We start from the raw sequence: 19,142 nt of genomic DNA on the forward strand, positions 1-19,142 counted from the left end.
TCCCAAAGGGTGGACCTGAAGCTCCTTATATTTTCTTGGTATATCATAGTAAGCTCCATTCCATAAAAAAAGAGGAGCCGCTAGGCTCCTCGTAGTCTAATCCCAAATTTATCGCTAACGATTTTTGGGTACAAGAAAGCCTGCCCATGAATTCATCATGTGCATCATACCCATCATCATATTTTTGTTTGAATGAATGCAGTACATATTAGCCTCCTTGTTTTTATATTTGCGATTATTCTATACCAGTTTTTTACTATTGTCAAGTATTAACCAATTAAATTTTATCCGGCTTTGACAAGTTTTAGTTTTTGTGATATTTTTATTAAAATCAAATCAAGAGAATAGTATCTAGTCTATTGGATTTATAAAAAGCTTTTTATTTTAGTGGAAGAAATGAAGTGAGACTATTAGAACATATTAATAGTGAATTAAGGTGGTAACGTGAGTCTTTGCCCTTATGGGTGAAGGCTTTTTTTTAAAAAATATTTAAAATAAAGGAAATAATATCATGCCAATTATTCTAGAAGATGGACTGATTACAAAAGAAAATATTCTAACAATAGATATTGAAAACTCGAAAGAGCGAAATGAAAAAGATATAAAAATTGCCATTGTAAACCTCATGCCCAACAAGGAAGAAACAGAAATTAATTTATTAAAGCTCCTTTCTAGTGAATATCAAATAGAAGTAGATTTTATTAGAACTCAAAGCTATGTAAGCAAAAACTCCGATCAACAAAGGTTAGATAAATACTATAAGACCATAAATGATATAAAAAACAATAAATATGATGGTTTAATAGTAACTGGAGCACCAGTAGAAGATAGACCCTATAGTGATATTGCTTATTGGAAAGAATTAACAGAGATTTTTGATTTTGCAAAAACCAATGTTAGATCTACCCTATTTCTCTGCTGGGCAGCTGTTGCAAGTTTAGAATATATTTACAATATAAAGTCCACCTTTGTAGAAGATAAGATTTTTGGAATATATGAATATGAAAAGAATGTAGATTCTAAACTACTGACAGGACTTGATAACCGTTTTATTATCCCCCAATCTCGCTACAAAAAGCTAGATAAAAATAATATTTCTACTGATGAATTAAAAATCTTAGCCGAAAATAAAGAAACTGGAGTAAGTCTTATAGAATCAGCTGATAGCAAATTTATCTTTAACCTAGGCCATCTAGAGTATTCAAAAGAAACCTTGCATAATGAATACGTAAGAGATATTAGTAAAGGACTAGCTACAAAAATACCCAGAAATTATTATATAAATTCTACAGCTAGTATAGGAAATGTAAATTATAGTTGGAAATCTACAGCAAAAAGTCTTTTTAAAAATTGGATTAATTATTATATCTTTTAGAAAGACTATATGAAAATTTAGAAGATAAATATGTAATAATTGAATATTAACTGGCAATCGAAATGTAAATATAAGGGGCTACCACCAACATTCCCCTATTATAACTATGGTTATTCACCACTTGTACTACTAGCCCATTCATTAATAAAGTTCTTCTTACTGTGTATCAGATGATTTTTCTTTAATTTCATTCGCTCGACCCACTTAAAAAGCACCTATCAATTTTGATAGTTGCTTTCTTATTCTTTTAAAAACGTTATCTGTAATTTCATCCTATATTATTTCGAACTAAAATCTCTATTTTCATAAACCTAAAAACCATAATTTTATTATATTTATAGCCTTTTGCGATTGATATAAAATTGCATATTCCTAATATTTATTAATAAATATTTATATATATTCTTCTATGTTTATAATATTTTAATATTTTTAAAAAATGCTAAATCTTTCTATAACAAAATAATAACAATCTATTTTAGATCAAATCAGAAACATATAAATATGTTTACCAACCTACGTTATTCATTAAATATTAATATTCTCTACCAAAGATTTGTACTTTACTCATTTCTTTACTTTTTATAAATAGCATATATAAGTTAAAGCTAAGCTTAAGTTATAGATAATTATAGCTAAAAATAGGAAAACCTTTCAAAGTTTTATATTTTAGAAAAATATAAATATAACTAACTTTGTTTTGACACTGCTACAAATTAACGTATAATTATTCTCGTTAAAGATTTAATAACATATGATTAGGAGATGTAAAAATGTTTAAAATCAATGTACCTTACGATGACACAACTATGGAAGTTGCACTAGAAGATGAAAACTTTGCAGGTAAATTAGAAGGAAAACAAACTAATTATATACCTGAAAAGCCTCAAGACCAAATAGTAGAAGACTCTTTAGATAATCCAATTGGACAAAAGAGTTTAGAAGAACTTGTAGTAGGTAAAAAGGATATAGTTATTATCAGTTCAGACCATACCCGTCCAGTTCCTTCAAAAATAATTACACCTATTTTATTAAGAAGAATACGCTCAGCTAATCCAGATGCTCGCATACGTATTCTGGTAGCTACAGGATTCCATCGTCCATCAACTAGAGAAGAATTAATAAGTAAATATGGACAAGAAATTGTAGATAACGAAGAAATTGTAATGCATGTATCAACTGATGATAGTTCAATGAAACAAATTGGAACTTTACCAAGCGGTGGAGCTTGCATAATTAACAAAATTGCTGCGGAATGTGATCTTTTAATTGCTGAAGGTTTTATAGAAGCTCACTTTTTTGCAGGATTTTCTGGTGGAAGAAAATCTGTTTTACCAGGTATTGCTTCTTATAAAACTATCATGGCTAACCATAGTGGTGAATTTATAGAAGATAAAAATTCAAGACCTGGAAATTTAAGCCATAATTTAATCCATGAAGATATGGTTTACGCAGCAAGGACTGCAAAACTTGCATTTATAGTTAATGTTGTATTGAATGGAAAACATGAAATTATCGGTTCATTTGCTGGTGATATGGAACAAGCTCATAAGGTAGGTTGTGATTTTGTTCGAGAACTAGCTAGCGTTAAAAAAATTGACTGTGATATTGCTATTACAACAAATGGTGGTGCTCCTCTTGATCAAAATATATACCAAGCTGTAAAAGGTATGACTGCTGCAGAAGCAACAGTAAAAGAAGGTGGAGTTATTATCTGTTGTTGCGCATGTGGTGATGGTCATGGTGGTGAAGGTTTCTACCACAATATTGCTGATGTAAAAGATCCTAGAGAATTTGAAGAATTAGCCGCTAACACTCCAAGACTAGAAACTTTACCAGATCAATGGACTGCTCAAATTTTTGCACGTATTCTTTCACACTATCATGTAATAATGGTATCTGACCAAGTAGATGAAAAGCTTGTAACTGACATGCACATGCAACTTGCAAGAACCATGGATGAAGGAATAGAAAAAGCTTATGAAATCATGGGTAAAGATGCAAAAGTTGTTGTTATTCCAGATGGTTTAGGCGTAGTAGTTGAAAAGTAAATATATAAGGAGATAAGATGTTTTCAAAATTAATAGCAGAATTTCTAGGAACTGCCCTTATGATAATTTTTGGGGTGGGCGTTCATTGTGACGAAGTACTTAATAAAACCAAATACCAAGGTTCAGGACACTTATTTGCCATAACTACATGGGGATTTGGTATAACTATAGTACTTTCAGTATTTGGAGATGTATGTATAAACCCAGCTATGGCGTTAACACAATCAATTATTGGTCTTATTCCTTGGTCTTACTTTATTCCTTATGTTATAGCTGAACTTCTAGGGGCGTGTGTAGGAGCTCTTATTTGTTATGTATTATATAAAGATCAATTTGATGCTTCTCTAGATATAGATCCAGTAAAAATAAGAAATATATTTTCTACAAATCCTATCCATAGAAGCATCCCTAGAAACTTTTTTGTAGAGTTTTTTGCAACCTTTATCTTTCTATCATCTATTTTAGGTCTTGTAAAAAATCAACCAGACTTTGTACCAATAGGTGTTGGATTGTTAGTATGGGCTATTGGTATGGGTCTAGGTGGTCCAACAGGATTTGCAATGAATCCAGCTAGGGACCTAGGTCCAAGACTTGCTTATAGCTTATTACCAATCAAAAACAAAACAGATAATGATTGGAAATATGGACTAACAGTACCAGGAATTGCACCTTATCTAGGTGCCGTTGCAGCAGCATTGTTTGCTATATTTTATTTAGGATTTTAAAATATATATTATTAGACTAATCAGCATAAAGATTTTAACCTTTATGCTGATATTTTTTTTATAAGTTTACAAATAAAATAATTTTACATATTTTATTTGAGGTATCTGATAAAAACCTATCTTTTTATCTATCAAGTCACTTAGCCATAATAGGTAAAAATATTTCTATTAATAGAATATAACTTTATAAGCGCTATATCTTCCTAATTTTTTAGTTAAGATTTTTAGTTATGGTGTATATTTAGATATTCGATCATAGTTTCAGCCAGTTTTATACCATTCATATTCTGGATTTGATTCATATTAATTGTTATTTCTCCATATCCCATTGCAAGGTTTATTTTGGTCAAAGACTTTTTTAATAATGATAACTTATCCAAATACATTTTCTCATCTTTCAAAAATATTGATATCATCCCTTGGTTCATTAAAGGCATATACTCTATCCTATCAACTGAGTTCCAATTAATTAAAGAATTTTTCAAAGATAATATACTTGATTGTCATAAAATCCATCGTTTTCTAGAATTAAGATTGGTTTATTTATTAAAATATTTTTAATGTAAAAGAATGTTGTCACACAAAAAAATATAATTCCAAATAAAGCAATAATTGTTATAAGCATAGTAAATAAAATATTACCTATAGAAAATCCAAATAATAATATAAACATTGACAAGACTGTCATGAAAATGCCCATTAAACTCAACTTTATACTTTTAAACTTATCGCTAAATATTTCTACTCTGTTATTCATGGTTCTTCCGAACAAATTTTAATGCTAAATATTAATAAACTTTTAGACATAATTAAAATATTTTGTCTTGTTTTATTATTATAACCTATTTTATTAGTTCTAATCACTTTTTAGCTTGACAAAATTTAATAACTTTTATCGGTCATTATAGAGAATTTTAAGTAAACAAAAAGACCTACTAAAGATTTCCTTTAATAGGTCTGAAATATACAAATAGATTATTAACTTGTGATTAGGGATATGAAATGATTAATCGTTCCATTTTCAATCAATATATAAAGACCGAGTCCAATAAACACGACTGGTACAATTATTTTTTCGTACTTTTCTACGACCTCTCTGATAGTAGAAATTGAGGCGAGACTTTGAGATAATTTGCATAGAATCAAAATCCCTAACGCAAATATTACTAAACTTATACTAATCTCAATCAAACTCTTTCCTGTAAAATAGGGAATATAAATTCCTAAATTATCCCCACCCATTGCCACTGTTAAACCTGTAAATGCTAAGATTTTTGATCCATCTCCGGTAATTTTTCCCTCGATGTCTTCTTCATCAATATCTTCATCCACAAAAATTGCTCTTATACCAAGACCTAGTGGAATTAGACCAAGGAGTCCGATAATCCAATCTTGTGGAATAAAATTTAAAAAGTAAGCGGCAATAAGACTAACCAGGACAAGCAGTCCTGTACCTAAATACTGTCCTGCATAAATTGATTTCAAGCCTTTCTTGCCTTGACTGGCGAATAAAATAGTCAAAACAACTAAATAGTCAATTGATGTAGAGACAAAAACTAGTAATGCGGATACTATTGTTTCCATTATTTCTCCTTTCAAAATGTTTAATTTTTATAACTAATCAAAAATTGACTGCATACACATTTTGCCTTGGCAGTTGCCAAAGGAGACATTTGAAGAAATAATTTCACAATTTTCTCACCTTTTCTTTTAATATTAGCTAAAGTTTACTAAAATAGTCGGATTTTGTCAAGTATATGGTTCTTGTTTAACATGCTTCTGCTTCTAGGTTAATCTTGTACAGTATCTCCAAAGGTTTGATTTTTTCCTCTGTTCTTCCAAGCAATTCTCCTGTAAATATCCTTTTTAGAGCAATAGGCAATACTTGAAAGTGTGTATTTTTTTTAATAAATTCTTCTATTACCTTTGCCGTTCACCATATTATCCCATCATTACATTTCTTATCCAACTATATTGAAGATTTATTTATGCAATATAAAAAAATTGCTTCTAACTTTATCTTAAAAATCCAAAAATCCGTTATTTTAAAAATCTTATAGCCTGTTATCTTATTTTCTTGACATCAATATCACCGTCTCCACATGGCTTGAGAAGTCAGTATGGATAAAATTTAATTTTTTTCAAAATCCTCGTATTTGGGAATACGCCAATCAATAAACATCTTATAATTTACTAAATCATTCTAAAGTAGGAAAATACAGCTCATGGTTTAGCTCAATTTTGTTTAATAATTAAAGGATATAGTTTGTTTACGTACATTTACTTCTGCTTCTACCCCAAAAGGAATTATACATCTTGGAGTTGAGTGTCCAATATTTATATTATAGACAATAGGTAAATCTTTATTGGTAATTTCTTCTAATAAAATAGATTTATACTCCTCATAATAGATTTCATTTTGAGGTTTTCCTACTAGTATTCCTGATAATTTATCAAATATTCCGTAGTCTTTTAGAGAAAGTATCATTTTCCTATATAAATCTGGTTTTGGTTTTTCTTCGCTTGATTCTATAAGTAAAATCTTATTCTCCCATGCCTCAAGGCTTGGAAATAACTCATATTTGCTACAAATTTCTACTGTATCTTCAAATCTAGAATTATCGAACATATCATATATTGATTCTATGCATCCGCCTAAAATTTTTCCACTAAATATAGGATTTCCTCTTAAAAGCTCAAAACCAGTATTACTATGGCTTTTCATTTCTATTCCAATAGCTTTCTCGCTAAAATCTTCCCTTGCCTCATACCAAACTTCACTAGGATGTATCACATTTATTTTCCCTGTTTTTATAAGTTCTAAAAAGTATTTTTCTGTATAAGCTAACATACTAGCAGATAGTTCGCACACATCTGGCAAGAAAGCCTGACCATAAAATGTTTTTATCCCAAGCTTATTTAGCATAAAGTGATTTATTGTTGAGTCAGAAAAGCCTAAAAAAAGTTTTTGTTTAACAATATTTTTTAATCTATCCCCTTCGAACAGATAAGGTGCTAATCTATAAGTATCTTCTCCACCAATAGTACATAAAATCATATCAATAGTGTCATCTTCAAAAGCAAGTATCAAATCATCTGCCCTAGCTTCCGGATGATTCTTTAAAAAATCAATACCTTTCAAAGAATTAGGTAAAAACTCTATTTCTACTCCTAGCTTATTTAATCTATCTAATCCTATTTTTATTTCATGCTCAATAAAACTTTCCCCCAAAACACCATTAGATAAACTAACAATTCCTATTTTTTTTATCATTTTTCCTCCTTGTAGATACTTATTTTCTTGTCATCAATACCACAGTCTCAACATGCGTTGTCTTTTGATTGGGGACATAATTTTTTATCCTCGTCATTCTTGTAGGAACACAATTTATTAATGTCATTGTCTTTTGCATTTTTTCTTTTATCTTTAAAGTTATTAGAATCTTGACTATCTTTATCTCCTGTTTTGAAATAGAATGTTAAGTCATAAGGATGAACTGTTCCGTCTTTGTCAATTCTTCCCACCACGACTTTATCAACTATGCTTTCAAATACTGTTCTGTTAAATTCCTCTATAATTTCTTTGTTTTCTAAGACCTTTTTAAATTGCTTTAATCTTTCTTTAATAGAGTTTTCATCTTTGATAGTTAGCTCTAGTGTTTTCTTTTCATCAAGTAATTCTTCTTTTTGTTTTGTAAGTTTTTTATACTTTTTAGCATAAACTTCTTCGTCTATACTATCTTCTAAATGAAGATCGACTAACTTTCTTTCTTGACTAATGATTCTATTTAATTGGTTTTCTATATTCTTCAAATCTTTGACTAAAGTATTATCATTTATTTCTTCTTCTACAATTTTTAAAAAGTCATCTATTACTGTTGAATCTGCATGGCATAATTGCCTATAGCTTTCAACAAATGCTTTTTCTATTGCTGTTTCTTGTATTCCCTTTGAATGAGGACAATATTTTTTACCTTTTTTTGTTGATTTTACACATTGCCAGTTAATTTTTTTGTAAATTGAACTTGTGTGCCAAGTTCTTCTTGAAAGTATTTCGCCACAAAATCCACATTCCAGCATACTTGAAAAAGCATATTGCCTTGATAGTTTTTCTCTTTTTCTATCCTTATTAGCAATAGTGTTTCTATTTTGTGCTCTCCTGAGTCTAATCTCCTGTGCCTTTTCAAAGTCTTCTCTTGATATAATTGGCTCGTGGTGATTTTCAATGTGATATTTATCAGATTCACCAAAGTTTGCTAATCTTCTTTTTGTTATGGGATCAACTGTGAAGGTCTTTCCCATTAGTATATCGCCAATATACTTTTCATTTTTAATTATTCCTAACACTGTAGTATCAGACCATTTTGTTTTACCTCTAGGGGTGAGATATCCTTGTTCTTCTAGTTCCCTACCAATGACCGAACCACCATTGCCTTCTAAATATCTTTTAAAGATATATCTAACAATTTTGGCTTCTTCTTCATTTATAGAGATGCTTTTTGTTATAGGGTCATAATCATATCCAAGGCAACCTTGAAAGCCAATAAGCTCCCCTTTTTCCATTTTCATTTTCAGTCCTTTTTTTACATGGGCTGAGGTATTTTCTACTTCTTGTTGAGCTACTGAACTTAATATTGTTAATAATAGCTCTCCATCCATTGTCAAAGTATCTATATTTTCTTCTTCAAATACTACACCAACGTTATTTTCCTTGAGTAGTCTTACATATTTTAAGGTATCTAATGTATTTCTAGCAAATCTTGATATAGATTTAGTAATTATCATGTCTATATCTCCATTTTGGCAATCGCTAATTAGTCTCATGAAATCTGCTCTTTTAGTAGCAGTTGTCCCTGTTGTCGCTTCATCTGCATATATACCAGCCAGAGTCCAGTTCTTATTATTTTTTATTAGATTTGTGTAATAATCAACTTGCGATTTATATGATTCAAGTTGGTCTTTACTATCAGTGCTAACTCGACAATATGCTGCAACTCGTTTTAAATCTAAATGTAGTGCATTTCTATTTCTAGCTCCTGTATTTGAAGCTTTTATTAATTTTACTTTAGTATTCATTTTACCTCCTTCCCATTTTGTATCTTTCTACAGTGTTATTATATCACAAGATTAACTACTTTCTATCTCTCTTCTTATAATCATTTTCTATTCTATTTTTTATTTTTGTATATTCCTTATCATTAATTAATTTAAGATCATAAAGTCTACATAACATAGCAACTCTCATGCTATAAACTTTTATTGCTTTCATAATAACCTCCTATGTAAATTTAAGTTTTTTGACATTGACAAGTGCCTTGGATTAGCAACATAGGAATCTCACCTCCGCCTCTGTTCAGGATGAGCCGGCTTCAACCTTAGAAGTATCATTATCCTCATTTTCTTCATAGCGAATAGGGTATCCCTCCCTATATTCAAACTCTTACTTATCGCTCCCTTTCTTCTTCCCTTGCTTTTAGCTTAGCAGTACTTGTTTTACCGAATTATTCAGCAGAAAGATCTTGGCGGATAGGTTATTACGCTCCAAAAATGATTAACGTCTTGTCTTGGTCTATTCAATTGTTAAGGTTCAAAATTTATCGAGAGTTATTAATCTTTTTAAAATTTGACCATCAGAAAATACTTATCTTGATGAAACAAAATTGTTTAAAATTACCCTCTTATACTTAACAGTGAAAAGAAGTCTTTCTTGGTAACCAATTTTCAAAAATAAATTTGGTTAAATAAAAAGGTCTAATTCCCACTGCATAAGTAACAGTGAAAATTAGACCCTCTTGCTAAATGTCATCTAAAAGTTTCCCAACATTTCCTTTAGTTTTTCTAAGACTTTATTACGCCTTTTAATAACGGCTGGATGAGAAATATTCAGTTTAGTAGCTACTTCTCTAATTGTTTCTTCTTTATAAAAAAGACTTTCTACCAAATCCCTTTCAACAGGGTTGAGTTTAGAAATAGCTCTTCTTACTTCTTCAATCATTTCCTTTGTTTCGATAATTTTTTCAACATCAAATTCCAGATCTTCTAAATTTTCTTCGAAGTTTCCATCATGATCATAGGAACAAAAAAAGAAACAGTTATTTAACCTGTCTCTTCTTATTTGATATTTCTCTTTATTCAATTCACTATGATAGGCAAGATATACTTCCTTGCTAACAACTATTTTCTTTCCTTCTACAAATAAATAATATTCTTTGTCCATTAATTTTTCCTCCTTGTTGACATGAATTTCTTTTGTTTGAAAATAAAATTCACACAAGGAGGGCTTCTAATTCTATGCATATATTCTCCTGGGCATAAAAAAAGACCGAAAGAAAATAAATTCTTTCAGCCAATAAATGCCAATATTAAATTTAGGTGCAAATCACCCATCATGGATATTATATATGCACTTAAGTACACATAAAATTCGTATATGGTACTTTTTTCATTCGGAAATAGTACGCAATCAGTTCGTCATAAATTAATTTCTTAGATGTTCATTATTTCTTCAATGCTACGACCGTCTTCAAGTTGGCTAATAGCAGTCGGTAAAGTATATCCCCAAATTATTACACCAACCAATGCAATTGCTTCCTTTTTTCTTTGGTAATAAACAGTTCTCTCTAAAGATACACTTCTCATACAAGCTTCATCAGTAATCTTTTTTTCAGCAATGTAGTATTTATAAATAATCTTATGATAGATTTCTCCATATTCTGGATAAACTTTTAGCCTAACACAGGCATCATAAATTATTAAAAGCATAAGCTTACTATCCATTACATTGGAAACTCTATTATTAAACTTTTCTTCAACTTTTTCTGGAGCAAATGTAGAAAGATACAAGTAAGCAGATTCTGAAGTTGATCCATAGTTTTCTTTACTCTCAAACATCATAAAATTTGCCCTACTATCTACTGCCCAGGTAACTTGTCTATATAAACTTAAAATAAGTTTTGCAGCTGAACTAATTTCTTCAAATTTCAAGTTACTATCTGTATACATGTTCATTATATTCTTTAAAGTTTTACTTATTCTCAATCTAATCACCCCAATACAACTTATTTGCAAAATTGAATGTTTGTGCTATAATATGAATATAAGTTCAGTTTGTATTATATCTCAAATTGAAAAATAATTCAAGTACTATTGTTCGTATTAAAATTTATAAATGCACATTAGTACAGGAGGTTAAAATTATGGCTTTTGCGGATAGATTAAAGGATTTTCGTGAAAAAGAAAAGTTAAGTCAAGCAGATTTTGCAAAAATGATAGGAATAAGTACAAGAACTCTTGTACATTATGAAGACGGAGAAAGATACCCAAGAGATGTCGAGGTTTACAAAAAAATAGCTGAAGTTATGGACTGTGATTACAATTATCTTCTAGAAGAAAGTGACGAGTTTTTAAATAGAGTTTATAACATGGGTGGCAAAAGAGAATTAGAAAAAGCTAGAGCATTAACAGAAGGTCTAAGCTCTTTATTTGCTGGTGGAGAAATTTCTGACGAAGATAAAGATGCTGCTTTTGAAGCTATTACTCGTGCTTATTGGGAGGCTAAAAGAGAAAACAAGAAATACGGTCGTAAGAAAAAAGATTAGGTGATTTTATGAGCATGAATCGCTATATATATGATAAGGTTAATCGACTTATAAAAAAATATAAGACACGAGATCCTATCGAATTAATAGAAGCTTTGAATATTAACCTGGTATATCTACCTGAAACAAAAATACTTTTAGGAATGTACCATTATATTCAAAGGAACAGATTTATTTTTATCAGTAGCAACACAAATTTTAATAGAAAGACCATATTAGCACACGAATTAGGTCACGATCAACTTCACAGAGATTATTGTATGAGTGGCGGAGCTTTTCATGACCAAACAGTACTAAACCCTACAAATAAATTTGAAACTGAAGCTAATATTTTTGCAGCTCATTTATTAATTAGTGATGAGGACGTCCTAGATAATATCAATGATCAAGTTTGTGATTATGAAATTGCTGGGCAATTAGGTGTAGATATAAATTTACTAAATCTAAAAATTTCTGAGTTAGCAAAAATGGGCAAGTTTAATAAACCAGTTAATGTTAATATACCTCAGGGAGATTTTCTTAAAAACTATCGCCCTGAACATGATGATTATTATTAGGAGACTCTATGGGAATTTTTATTACAGGATATTTTCTATTAATCCTTTCTGGAATAGTTTTCTACTATCTCATCTCTACCTACTCTGTAAAAATCTCAGCATTTTTGATTGATTTTATAGTTGTCGGTTTAGGATTTTATATATCCATAAAAGATAAACTAGATAACAAATTAGCTATTCCCCTTTCAATTACAGTAGTAATAATTTATGGAATATTGCTAGTTTTAATAAATCAAAAGCTACCAAGGATTAGTAAACTTTTAAACTATATAATTGCTTTTATAGGATCATCAGTTGCTTTATGGTTGGCACTTGATTTTATTACAAGCACACTAAGTGCTTTTAGAATAGTAGGTCAAACTTATCATCAATTACCAATAACAAAAAGTATGATGATAAATTCCTTTATACATTATGTAATTGTGTTCTTGATTAGTATTCCAGTGTTTAAAGGTAGAATGAAATTTATACTTGGAGGAAATTATGAGTAAAGAAATGAATAAAAACAAAGACGAAAATCAAGAAAAAAATGAACTTCAAATTAGATCATCTGCTGCTGAATACTTGACTTTTATTGCAGCTAATGGTGATGATCAAGAAGCTATAGAAATTAGATATGAAGATGAGAATATTTGGCTAACTCAAAAGATGATGGCAGCTCTTTATGATGTTAGTGTCGCAACAATAAATGAACATCTTAAAAAAATCTATGCCGATAGTGAATTACAAGAAGAAGCAACTATTAGGAATTTCCTAATAGTTCAAAAAGAAGGTTCTAGAAATGTTTCAAGAGAAACAAAACACTACAACCTACAAGCAATTATTGCAGTAGGCTTTAAAGTAAATAACGAACGTGCCGTCCAATTTAGAAAGTGGGCAAACCAAATTGTAAAAGATTTTACAATTAAAGGTTGGGCAATGGATGATGAAAGACTCAAAAATTCTGGCACAAAACTTACCAAGGATTATTTCGAAAAATTACTTATAAAAATTCGTGAGATTCGATTATCTGAAAGAAGATTCTATCAAAAAATCACAGATATTTATGCTACTTCTTTAGACTATGATCCATCTGCAAAAGCAACAAAAAGATTTTTTGCCGCTATTCAAAACAAATTACACTATGCCATTCATGGAAAAACTGCAGCTGAATTAATTGTAGATAGAGCCAATCACAAAACTAAAAATATGGGACTTACTACTTGGGAAGGATCCCCAGATTCAAAAATTCATAAATATGATGTAGTTGTTGCAAAAAATTATCTAAACGAAGAAGAATTAAATCAAATGCAAAGAATTGTTTCATCATATTTGGACATGGCAGAACTGCAAGCAGAAAGACATATCCCTATGACTATGGAAGATTGGGAAAAAAGATTAAATGGATTTTTGCAATTATGGGATAAAGAAATCTTAAACGATGCAGGAAAAGTATCCGCAGCCCTTGCTAAAAAACACGCAGAGAGTGAATTTGAAAAATACAGAATTATACAAGATAGACTCTACAAAAGTGATTTTGATAAATTCTTGGAATTAGAAGATGATACTAAAAAATTAGAAGAATAACTTAATATACGCTTAACGCTTATAACTTTAATAGCAAGCACAGTAAGTGTACGGACACTTACGAAAAAATTAATGGAGCAAACCTTTACGGAATGCTCCATTTTTTTAATTTTTACCTTGTTAGGTAGAACCCTAAGACCCCGAAATATATTTATAAAGGAGAATAAAATGGCAAATAGATTTAGAAATGAAAGAATAGAAATAAAATTAACTAAGGAAGAAAAGGAAGTTTTTGAAAAGAAAATGAAACTTGCTAATTGCAAAACTATGTCCCACTTTCTTAGGAAATGTGTAATAGAAAAAGAAATTTATGTTGTGGATTTAGAACCATTTAGAAACTTACAATGGCTACTTTCAAATGCAACAAATAATATAAACCAGATCGCCAAGGCTACTAATACAACTGGTGTTATTTACAAAAATGAAATTGAAGAAATAAATAAACAGATAGAAAAATTATCAAGAGAAATATGGCAGATCCATTCCCTACTTCTAAATAAATCAAAAGAAAGTTCTGGTGATTAGTATGGCAATTACAAAAATACATCCTATAAAATCAACTCTAAATTTGGCAATAGACTATATAACTAAGAGTGGAAAAACTGATGAAAAAATCTTGGTATCTTCCTTCAAATGCCATCCATCTACTGCCCATATTCAATTTATGAAAACACGAGAAGACAATGATACTAAAGGTACAGTTTTGGCTAGACATTTGATCCAATCTTTTCTACCAGGAGAGGTTGATCCTATAAAAGCTCACGAAATTGGAATGGAATTATGTAAGAAAATTTTAAAAGAAGATTATGAATTTGTTCTTGCAACTCATATAGATAGAGGTCATATTCATAACCATATTATTTTTAATAATGTTAATTACAAGACTGGTAAATGCTACCAGTCTAACAAAAAAACTTACCATAAAATCAGGTTTCAAAGTGACGAATTATGTAAAGAAAATAAGCTCTCAGTCATTGATGAATATTATGAAGCTTACAAAAGAAAATATAAAACTGCTGGTAAGTCTTGGTACGAATATGACCAAAACAAGAAAGGAAATTCTTGGAAGTCTAAACTGCAATTTGATATAGATAGAATGATTAATAAGTCTAAATCTTGGGAAGAATTTTTAGATAATATGAAATCTATTGATTATGAAATTAAGTTTGGCAAACACATTGCTTTTCGTCATAAAGATAAAAAAAGATTTACAAGAGCTAAGACTATCGGAGAAGATTATACCGAAGAAAAAATCAAAGAAAGAATAGATTTAGCCATTAAAAATAAAGCTAATCCTATTAAAAAACGTGTAGGAAATGTTATTGATATCTCTACTAATGAAAAAGCAAAATCCTCTAAAGGTTACGAAGTCTGGGCAAGAAAACACAATATCAAAACAATGGCTGATTCAATAATTAAACTTAGAGAACAAGGAATTAATTCAATTACTCAACTCGATGACCTGATCAAAAAATCTGCTGATGATAGACAAGGCTTATTAGATAAAATAAAGAAAATTGAAACTGAAATGAAGAGTTTATCCCAAGATATGGAAAATATAAATACTATAAATAAGTATCGTGAAATCTACAAATACCACAAGAAAAATCCTGAAGATAAGCAATTTGCAGAGGAGTACTATAGCGAACTTTCCGTATATAAAATAGCCGCAAAAGAAATTTTAGAAAACTATAAAAAACTACCAAATACAAAAGAAATACTATCAAATCTCGATAAATTGCAAGAAAAAAAGAACACCCTTATGCAAGAGTATTCTTTGAATAAAGAGCAATTTTCTGACCTTGTTCAGTATAGGAAAAACTATGAAAATTATTATGGAAAGGAAGTAGAGAGGTAAAATAAAATGAAACTCTAAACAATTTAACATACAAAACAAAATTCTAATTATTATGGGATAAAGATATTTGTTAGATATATAAATAGGATAAAAAACCATTATCAAAGATATTAAAATGAGCAAAACTCCATGGACAGCAATAATAAATTTTTTTCGTGAATCAATTTTCATAAATACCTCTTTAAATAATAAGCTGCTGCAAAACTATGATTGTATCGTATCATCACTAGAATCACAACATGAAATTTTCAGTCCCGTTTGATAACTTATTGAAATTTTTGTATGTGGTCTTTAGTTGAAATCTACAAATTTTTGATTCTGCAACAGCCCTTGTGTTTTTACTATGCTTTCTTAATTATTCTAATTTTCACAACATTTTTTGTAGAAATACTACTAATACATAAAATACAAATTATGGTATTTTATATTTTTTTAATTACTTATAATAATTCTTATATAACCTATACGATAGAGGTAAAGATATTAATATATATAGTATAGTTACAATAATATTATATAATTCCATATTCTGTTGTGAAAAGAAATTAATTTTATCATATATATTTAAGACTGCTACTTTATCTTTAAATGTAATTAATGCTTGAAGAGCTGGTATTCCATAAGCAAATATTTTATACATTTTTTTCTTAATTAACGAACTAATTAATATCGATATATTTAGATTGATTGAAAACAACATTATTAACTTAATATTAGTTATTTGTTCGTTAAAATTTAGGTTGACATCCATTTTCTTTAAAATTAGCAAATAAAGTAATGACATTAAGCACCCAAGTAACGAATAAAGAAGAATAACTAAATACTGAGTTGTCATTATTTTTCTAGCATTAACAGGGACCAATCTTTCAAATACAAACTTTTTGTATTTTTGATCATAGCTATAGGCAAGTAACATGGTAGGTAAAAAGCCTAAATACAATAATACCAACTCATGAGCAGATTCAAATATACTGATTAAAATTACTATTATTAGTAAAGACATAAATAAGAGAAATCTTCTTTTAGAAAGATTAATGTAATATGAAAACAATCCTCTCATGTATCTTCCTTATTTAATATTCTTTCTTCATAAAAATTAGTATAGACACTAAATACGATATTAGGAAAAATACTATAGAAAAACCTATAAAAGCTAATATTATATTGGTGTAGTTATAAAAATCAAAAACATTTGTTAATCCGAGAACTTTTTTTACTATTTCCATAAATAGTCTTACAGGAATTAAGGTAAATATGAAAGCTGCAATCCCTATTTCCTTAATACGATCTTGTCCGACTACAAACATCATACATAGTACTAAACCACCATAAATAAGAGTCATTCCAATACCTGTTGCTAATAAATTTATTTGATGACTTTCGAGTTGAGTTTTATCAAATACCTGTTTTATATACACCATTGAATATATTAATGTAATGCACATTAAAGATATAATAAAATATTCCAGAAATCTAGCTCTTACTATTGTTCTTTTTCTTATAGGAAAAAGAATTTCAGTTTTGTAATCATCATTTTCCATATAATTCGATATACTTAAAAAGAAAATAAGAGGAGCAAACAACATTAAGCCATAGGAAATAAGCGGGATATATTCTCTAGTTATTTCAAGATAGAACAATCCTATAATAAGCATTAAAAATACAAAGATATGCTTTAACTTAAGTCCAGAAACAATTAAATCTTTTTTTATTAGTCCCATCATAGTACAATACCTTTAGAATATATATTCATAATTTCTTCAAGAGTCGGATTTTCTATTATACTATTATCAATAGATTTGTCTAAGTCATCTCTAGATTTTAATAAAACGACTACTTGGTTATTTTTTTGTAAATAAGCTATTATGCTTGATTTATCAAGTTTATTGAAACTTTCGGAAGTACACCTAGCAATACAATTTTCATACAAGAGCTCAATTGTAGGACTTGCGAATATTAAGTTCCCCTTGTTTATAAAAACTACATAGTCACAAATATGTTCTATATCGGTTGTAATATGACTAGAAAAAACTATTGAACAATCTCCATTTTCTATAAATTCTTGAAATTTTTCTAATACTTCACTTCTTTTTACAGGGTCGAGTGAACTTGTGGGTTCATCTAAGATTAATAATTCAGGTGAATGTGACATAGCGATTACTATGGATAACATTTTTTGCATCCCTTTTGAATAATCTCCAATTTTTTTCCCATTATCAATTCCAAAATTACTTATACTACTAAAAAAAAATTTTTCATCCCATCCATGATATATACTTTTATATATTTTTGAAATTTCTTTAGCATTTAGATTAGATGGCAGGTATATTTCGTCAAAAGATACACCGATTTTTTCTTTTATATCTACATCATCTATATTAAATTCTCTACCAAATATTTTGACAGTCCCACCATCTTTGGATTTTAATCCCAAAATTAAATTCAAAGTAGTAGTTTTCCCAGAGCCGTTTTCTCCTATGATTCCTACTATAGATCCCTTTGGGACATCAAAGTTTATTTTATTTAATTTAAATCCATCATTTGGATATGTTTTTTCTATATTTTTAACTTCTAATATATTCTCCATTATTTCTCCTTTCTCATATCATCAAAACTCTTAACTTGTAAATTTACCAAGTCTAAGAACTCATCAGAATTAAAACCATTAATATAAGCAAATTTAATTGTTTCATCGATTTTTGTAATAAGATTTTCTTTTTGGTTAATTTTTAAATCGTGAATCTCAGGCTTCTCTACAAAAGTACCTTTTCCTACAACTGTGTTTAAAAAACCTTCATCTCGTAAGATTTCATATGCTTTTTGAACAGTTATAACACTGACATTTAAATCTTTAGCCAAAGTTCTCATTGCAGGAATACTATCTCCAGGTTTTATTTTTCCGTCTAATACAAGTTTTTTAATTTGCGATACTATTTGAATATATATAGGGTTTTTAGACTGATAACTTATAAGTATTTCCAAACTCTACCTCCGTCTAAATAAAAAATTAGAGATGCATACATTTATTAAGTTTAATACTCTTATAAATTAATGATCTTTTCATATGGAATTACCTTTCTAATTTTATTTTAATTGTTTTCAAGCAATAACTTGTTGAAATGACACATCGCAAATGTACATAATGTACTTATTGTACAAGTACATTTTACACTATTAGAAATATTTAATCAATACCTTAAATACATATAATGCAATAAGCAACCAATATATAATGAAAAAATATTAAAGTTTAAAAATATAAATCCAAAAAATAAAGGCAGTCCGAAGACTGCCGATATTTATCTCTCTGCACCTTTGCTATGGTCTTTCTTGTTTGACTTAGCTTTGTCATCTGTCTTAAAGCTTTTTATTTGCCCTAATATGGACTTTTTATCCTTGTCTTGACTCTTTG

20 protein-coding genes are annotated in these 19,142 nt (G+C 29.1%); 9 read left to right on the plus strand and 11 right to left on the minus strand.

All coding sequences use genetic code 11. The annotated features are described in order from the left end of the window. Positions 1-511: 511 nt before the first annotated feature. From AB9Q04_RS00290 to larD, 3 genes are all read left to right on the plus strand, one after another. Positions 512-1,375 carry a homoserine O-acetyltransferase/O-succinyltransferase family protein gene (locus AB9Q04_RS00290; RefSeq protein WP_410023411.1) on the plus strand — a complete coding sequence of 288 codons (864 nt, stop codon included), beginning with the start codon at positions 512-514 and terminating at the stop codon, positions 1,373-1,375. A 773-nt stretch (positions 1,376-2,148) separates the two neighbouring features. Beyond that, positions 2,149-3,426 (plus strand): nickel-dependent lactate racemase, encoded by a 1,278-nt coding sequence (larA, locus tag AB9Q04_RS00295; protein WP_394011764.1) that lies wholly within the window; start codon positions 2,149-2,151, stop codon positions 3,424-3,426. A 17-nt stretch (positions 3,427-3,443) separates the two neighbouring features. Continuing rightward, a complete protein-coding gene (gene larD, locus AB9Q04_RS00300; protein WP_394011765.1) occupies positions 3,444-4,151 on the plus strand; it encodes a D/L-lactic acid transporter LarD in 708 nt (235 codons plus the stop codon). A gap of 224 nt (positions 4,152-4,375) precedes the next feature. Here larD and AB9Q04_RS00305 read toward each other — a convergent pair whose 3' ends face one another. The 7 genes from AB9Q04_RS00305 to AB9Q04_RS00335 all read right to left on the minus strand — a co-directional run bounded on the left by AB9Q04_RS00305 (position 4,376) and on the right by AB9Q04_RS00335 (position 11,159). Continuing rightward, positions 4,376-4,636 carry an STM3941 family protein gene (locus tag AB9Q04_RS00305; protein WP_410023412.1) on the minus strand — a complete coding sequence of 87 codons (261 nt, stop codon included), beginning with the start codon at positions 4,634-4,636 and terminating at the stop codon, positions 4,376-4,378. Positions 4,637-5,129: 493 nt separating this feature from the next. After that, entirely contained in the window at positions 5,130-5,735 is a 606-nt protein-coding gene (locus AB9Q04_RS00310; protein WP_410023413.1) for a CadD family cadmium resistance transporter, read from the minus strand. A gap of 661 nt (positions 5,736-6,396) precedes the next feature. Then, positions 6,397-7,425 (minus strand): S66 family peptidase, encoded by a 1,029-nt coding sequence (locus AB9Q04_RS00315; RefSeq protein ID WP_410023414.1) that lies wholly within the window; start codon positions 7,423-7,425, stop codon positions 6,397-6,399. A gap of 47 nt (positions 7,426-7,472) precedes the next feature. After that, entirely contained in the window at positions 7,473-9,227 is a 1,755-nt protein-coding gene (locus tag AB9Q04_RS00320) for a recombinase family protein (RefSeq protein ID WP_410023415.1), read from the minus strand. 55 nt (positions 9,228-9,282) lie between these two features. After that, positions 9,283-9,420 (minus strand): hypothetical protein, encoded by a 138-nt coding sequence (locus tag AB9Q04_RS00325; protein ID WP_162832783.1) that lies wholly within the window; start codon positions 9,418-9,420, stop codon positions 9,283-9,285. A 537-nt stretch (positions 9,421-9,957) separates the two neighbouring features. Next, positions 9,958-10,368: a sigma factor-like helix-turn-helix DNA-binding protein gene (locus AB9Q04_RS00330; RefSeq protein ID WP_410023416.1), complete on the minus strand. Its 411-nt coding sequence runs from the start codon at positions 10,366-10,368 to the stop codon at positions 9,958-9,960. Between the two features lie 269 nt (positions 10,369-10,637). Beyond that, positions 10,638-11,159 carry a hypothetical protein gene (locus tag AB9Q04_RS00335; protein ID WP_410023562.1) on the minus strand — a complete coding sequence of 174 codons (522 nt, stop codon included), beginning with the start codon at positions 11,157-11,159 and terminating at the stop codon, positions 10,638-10,640. Positions 11,160-11,347: 188 nt separating this feature from the next. Between AB9Q04_RS00335 and AB9Q04_RS00340 the strand changes: the two genes are divergently transcribed. The 6 genes from AB9Q04_RS00340 (at position 11,348) to AB9Q04_RS00365 (ending at position 15,730) form a co-directional block, all read left to right on the plus strand. Beyond that, positions 11,348-11,749, plus strand: coding sequence for a helix-turn-helix domain-containing protein (locus AB9Q04_RS00340; protein ID WP_000852880.1), 402 nt, complete (start codon positions 11,348-11,350; stop codon positions 11,747-11,749). Between the two features lie 8 nt (positions 11,750-11,757). Further along, a complete protein-coding gene (locus AB9Q04_RS00345; protein ID WP_019138702.1) occupies positions 11,758-12,306 on the plus strand; it encodes an ImmA/IrrE family metallo-endopeptidase in 549 nt (182 codons plus the stop codon). A gap of 8 nt (positions 12,307-12,314) precedes the next feature. Beyond that, complete coding sequence (locus tag AB9Q04_RS00350; protein ID WP_410023417.1) at positions 12,315-12,797, plus strand: ligand-gated ion channel; 483 nt, start codon at positions 12,315-12,317, stop codon at positions 12,795-12,797. Next, entirely contained in the window at positions 12,790-13,872 is a 1,083-nt protein-coding gene (locus AB9Q04_RS00355) for a virulence RhuM family protein (RefSeq protein ID WP_410023418.1), read from the plus strand. The genes AB9Q04_RS00350 and AB9Q04_RS00355 overlap by 8 nt, the downstream gene beginning before the upstream one ends. Before the next feature lie 168 nt (positions 13,873-14,040). Further along, positions 14,041-14,397 carry a plasmid mobilization protein gene (locus AB9Q04_RS00360; protein WP_410023419.1) on the plus strand — a complete coding sequence of 119 codons (357 nt, stop codon included), beginning with the start codon at positions 14,041-14,043 and terminating at the stop codon, positions 14,395-14,397. A gap of 1 nt (position 14,398) precedes the next feature. Then, on the plus strand, positions 14,399-15,730 hold the full coding sequence (locus AB9Q04_RS00365) for a relaxase/mobilization nuclease domain-containing protein (RefSeq protein ID WP_410023420.1): 1,332 nt from the start codon (positions 14,399-14,401) through the stop codon (positions 15,728-15,730). 436 nt (positions 15,731-16,166) lie between these two features. On the opposite strand, the gene AB9Q04_RS00370 is transcribed toward AB9Q04_RS00365, so the two are convergent. The 4 genes from AB9Q04_RS00370 to AB9Q04_RS00385 are packed head-to-tail and all read right to left on the minus strand — an operon-like array spanning position 16,167 to position 18,712. Continuing rightward, a complete protein-coding gene (locus AB9Q04_RS00370) occupies positions 16,167-16,790 on the minus strand; it encodes an ABC-2 transporter permease (RefSeq protein WP_410023421.1) in 624 nt (207 codons plus the stop codon). Between the two features lie 13 nt (positions 16,791-16,803). After that, the gene (locus AB9Q04_RS00375) at positions 16,804-17,454 is read right to left on the minus strand and encodes an ABC-2 transporter permease (protein ID WP_410023422.1); all 651 of its coding nucleotides are present in this window, start codon (positions 17,452-17,454) and stop codon (positions 16,804-16,806) included. Beyond that, positions 17,451-18,317 (minus strand): ABC transporter ATP-binding protein, encoded by an 867-nt coding sequence (locus AB9Q04_RS00380; protein ID WP_410023423.1) that lies wholly within the window; start codon positions 18,315-18,317, stop codon positions 17,451-17,453. Before AB9Q04_RS00380 ends, AB9Q04_RS00375 begins: the two co-directional genes overlap by 4 nt. After that, positions 18,317-18,712 (minus strand): GntR family transcriptional regulator, encoded by a 396-nt coding sequence (locus tag AB9Q04_RS00385; protein WP_410023424.1) that lies wholly within the window; start codon positions 18,710-18,712, stop codon positions 18,317-18,319. The genes AB9Q04_RS00380 and AB9Q04_RS00385 overlap by 1 nt, the downstream gene beginning before the upstream one ends. Positions 18,713-19,142: the final 430 nt, after the last annotated feature.

This window comes from Anaerococcus groningensis (assembly GCF_046365465.1).
GTDB lineage: Bacteria > Bacillota > Clostridia > Tissierellales > Peptoniphilaceae > Anaerococcus > Anaerococcus groningensis.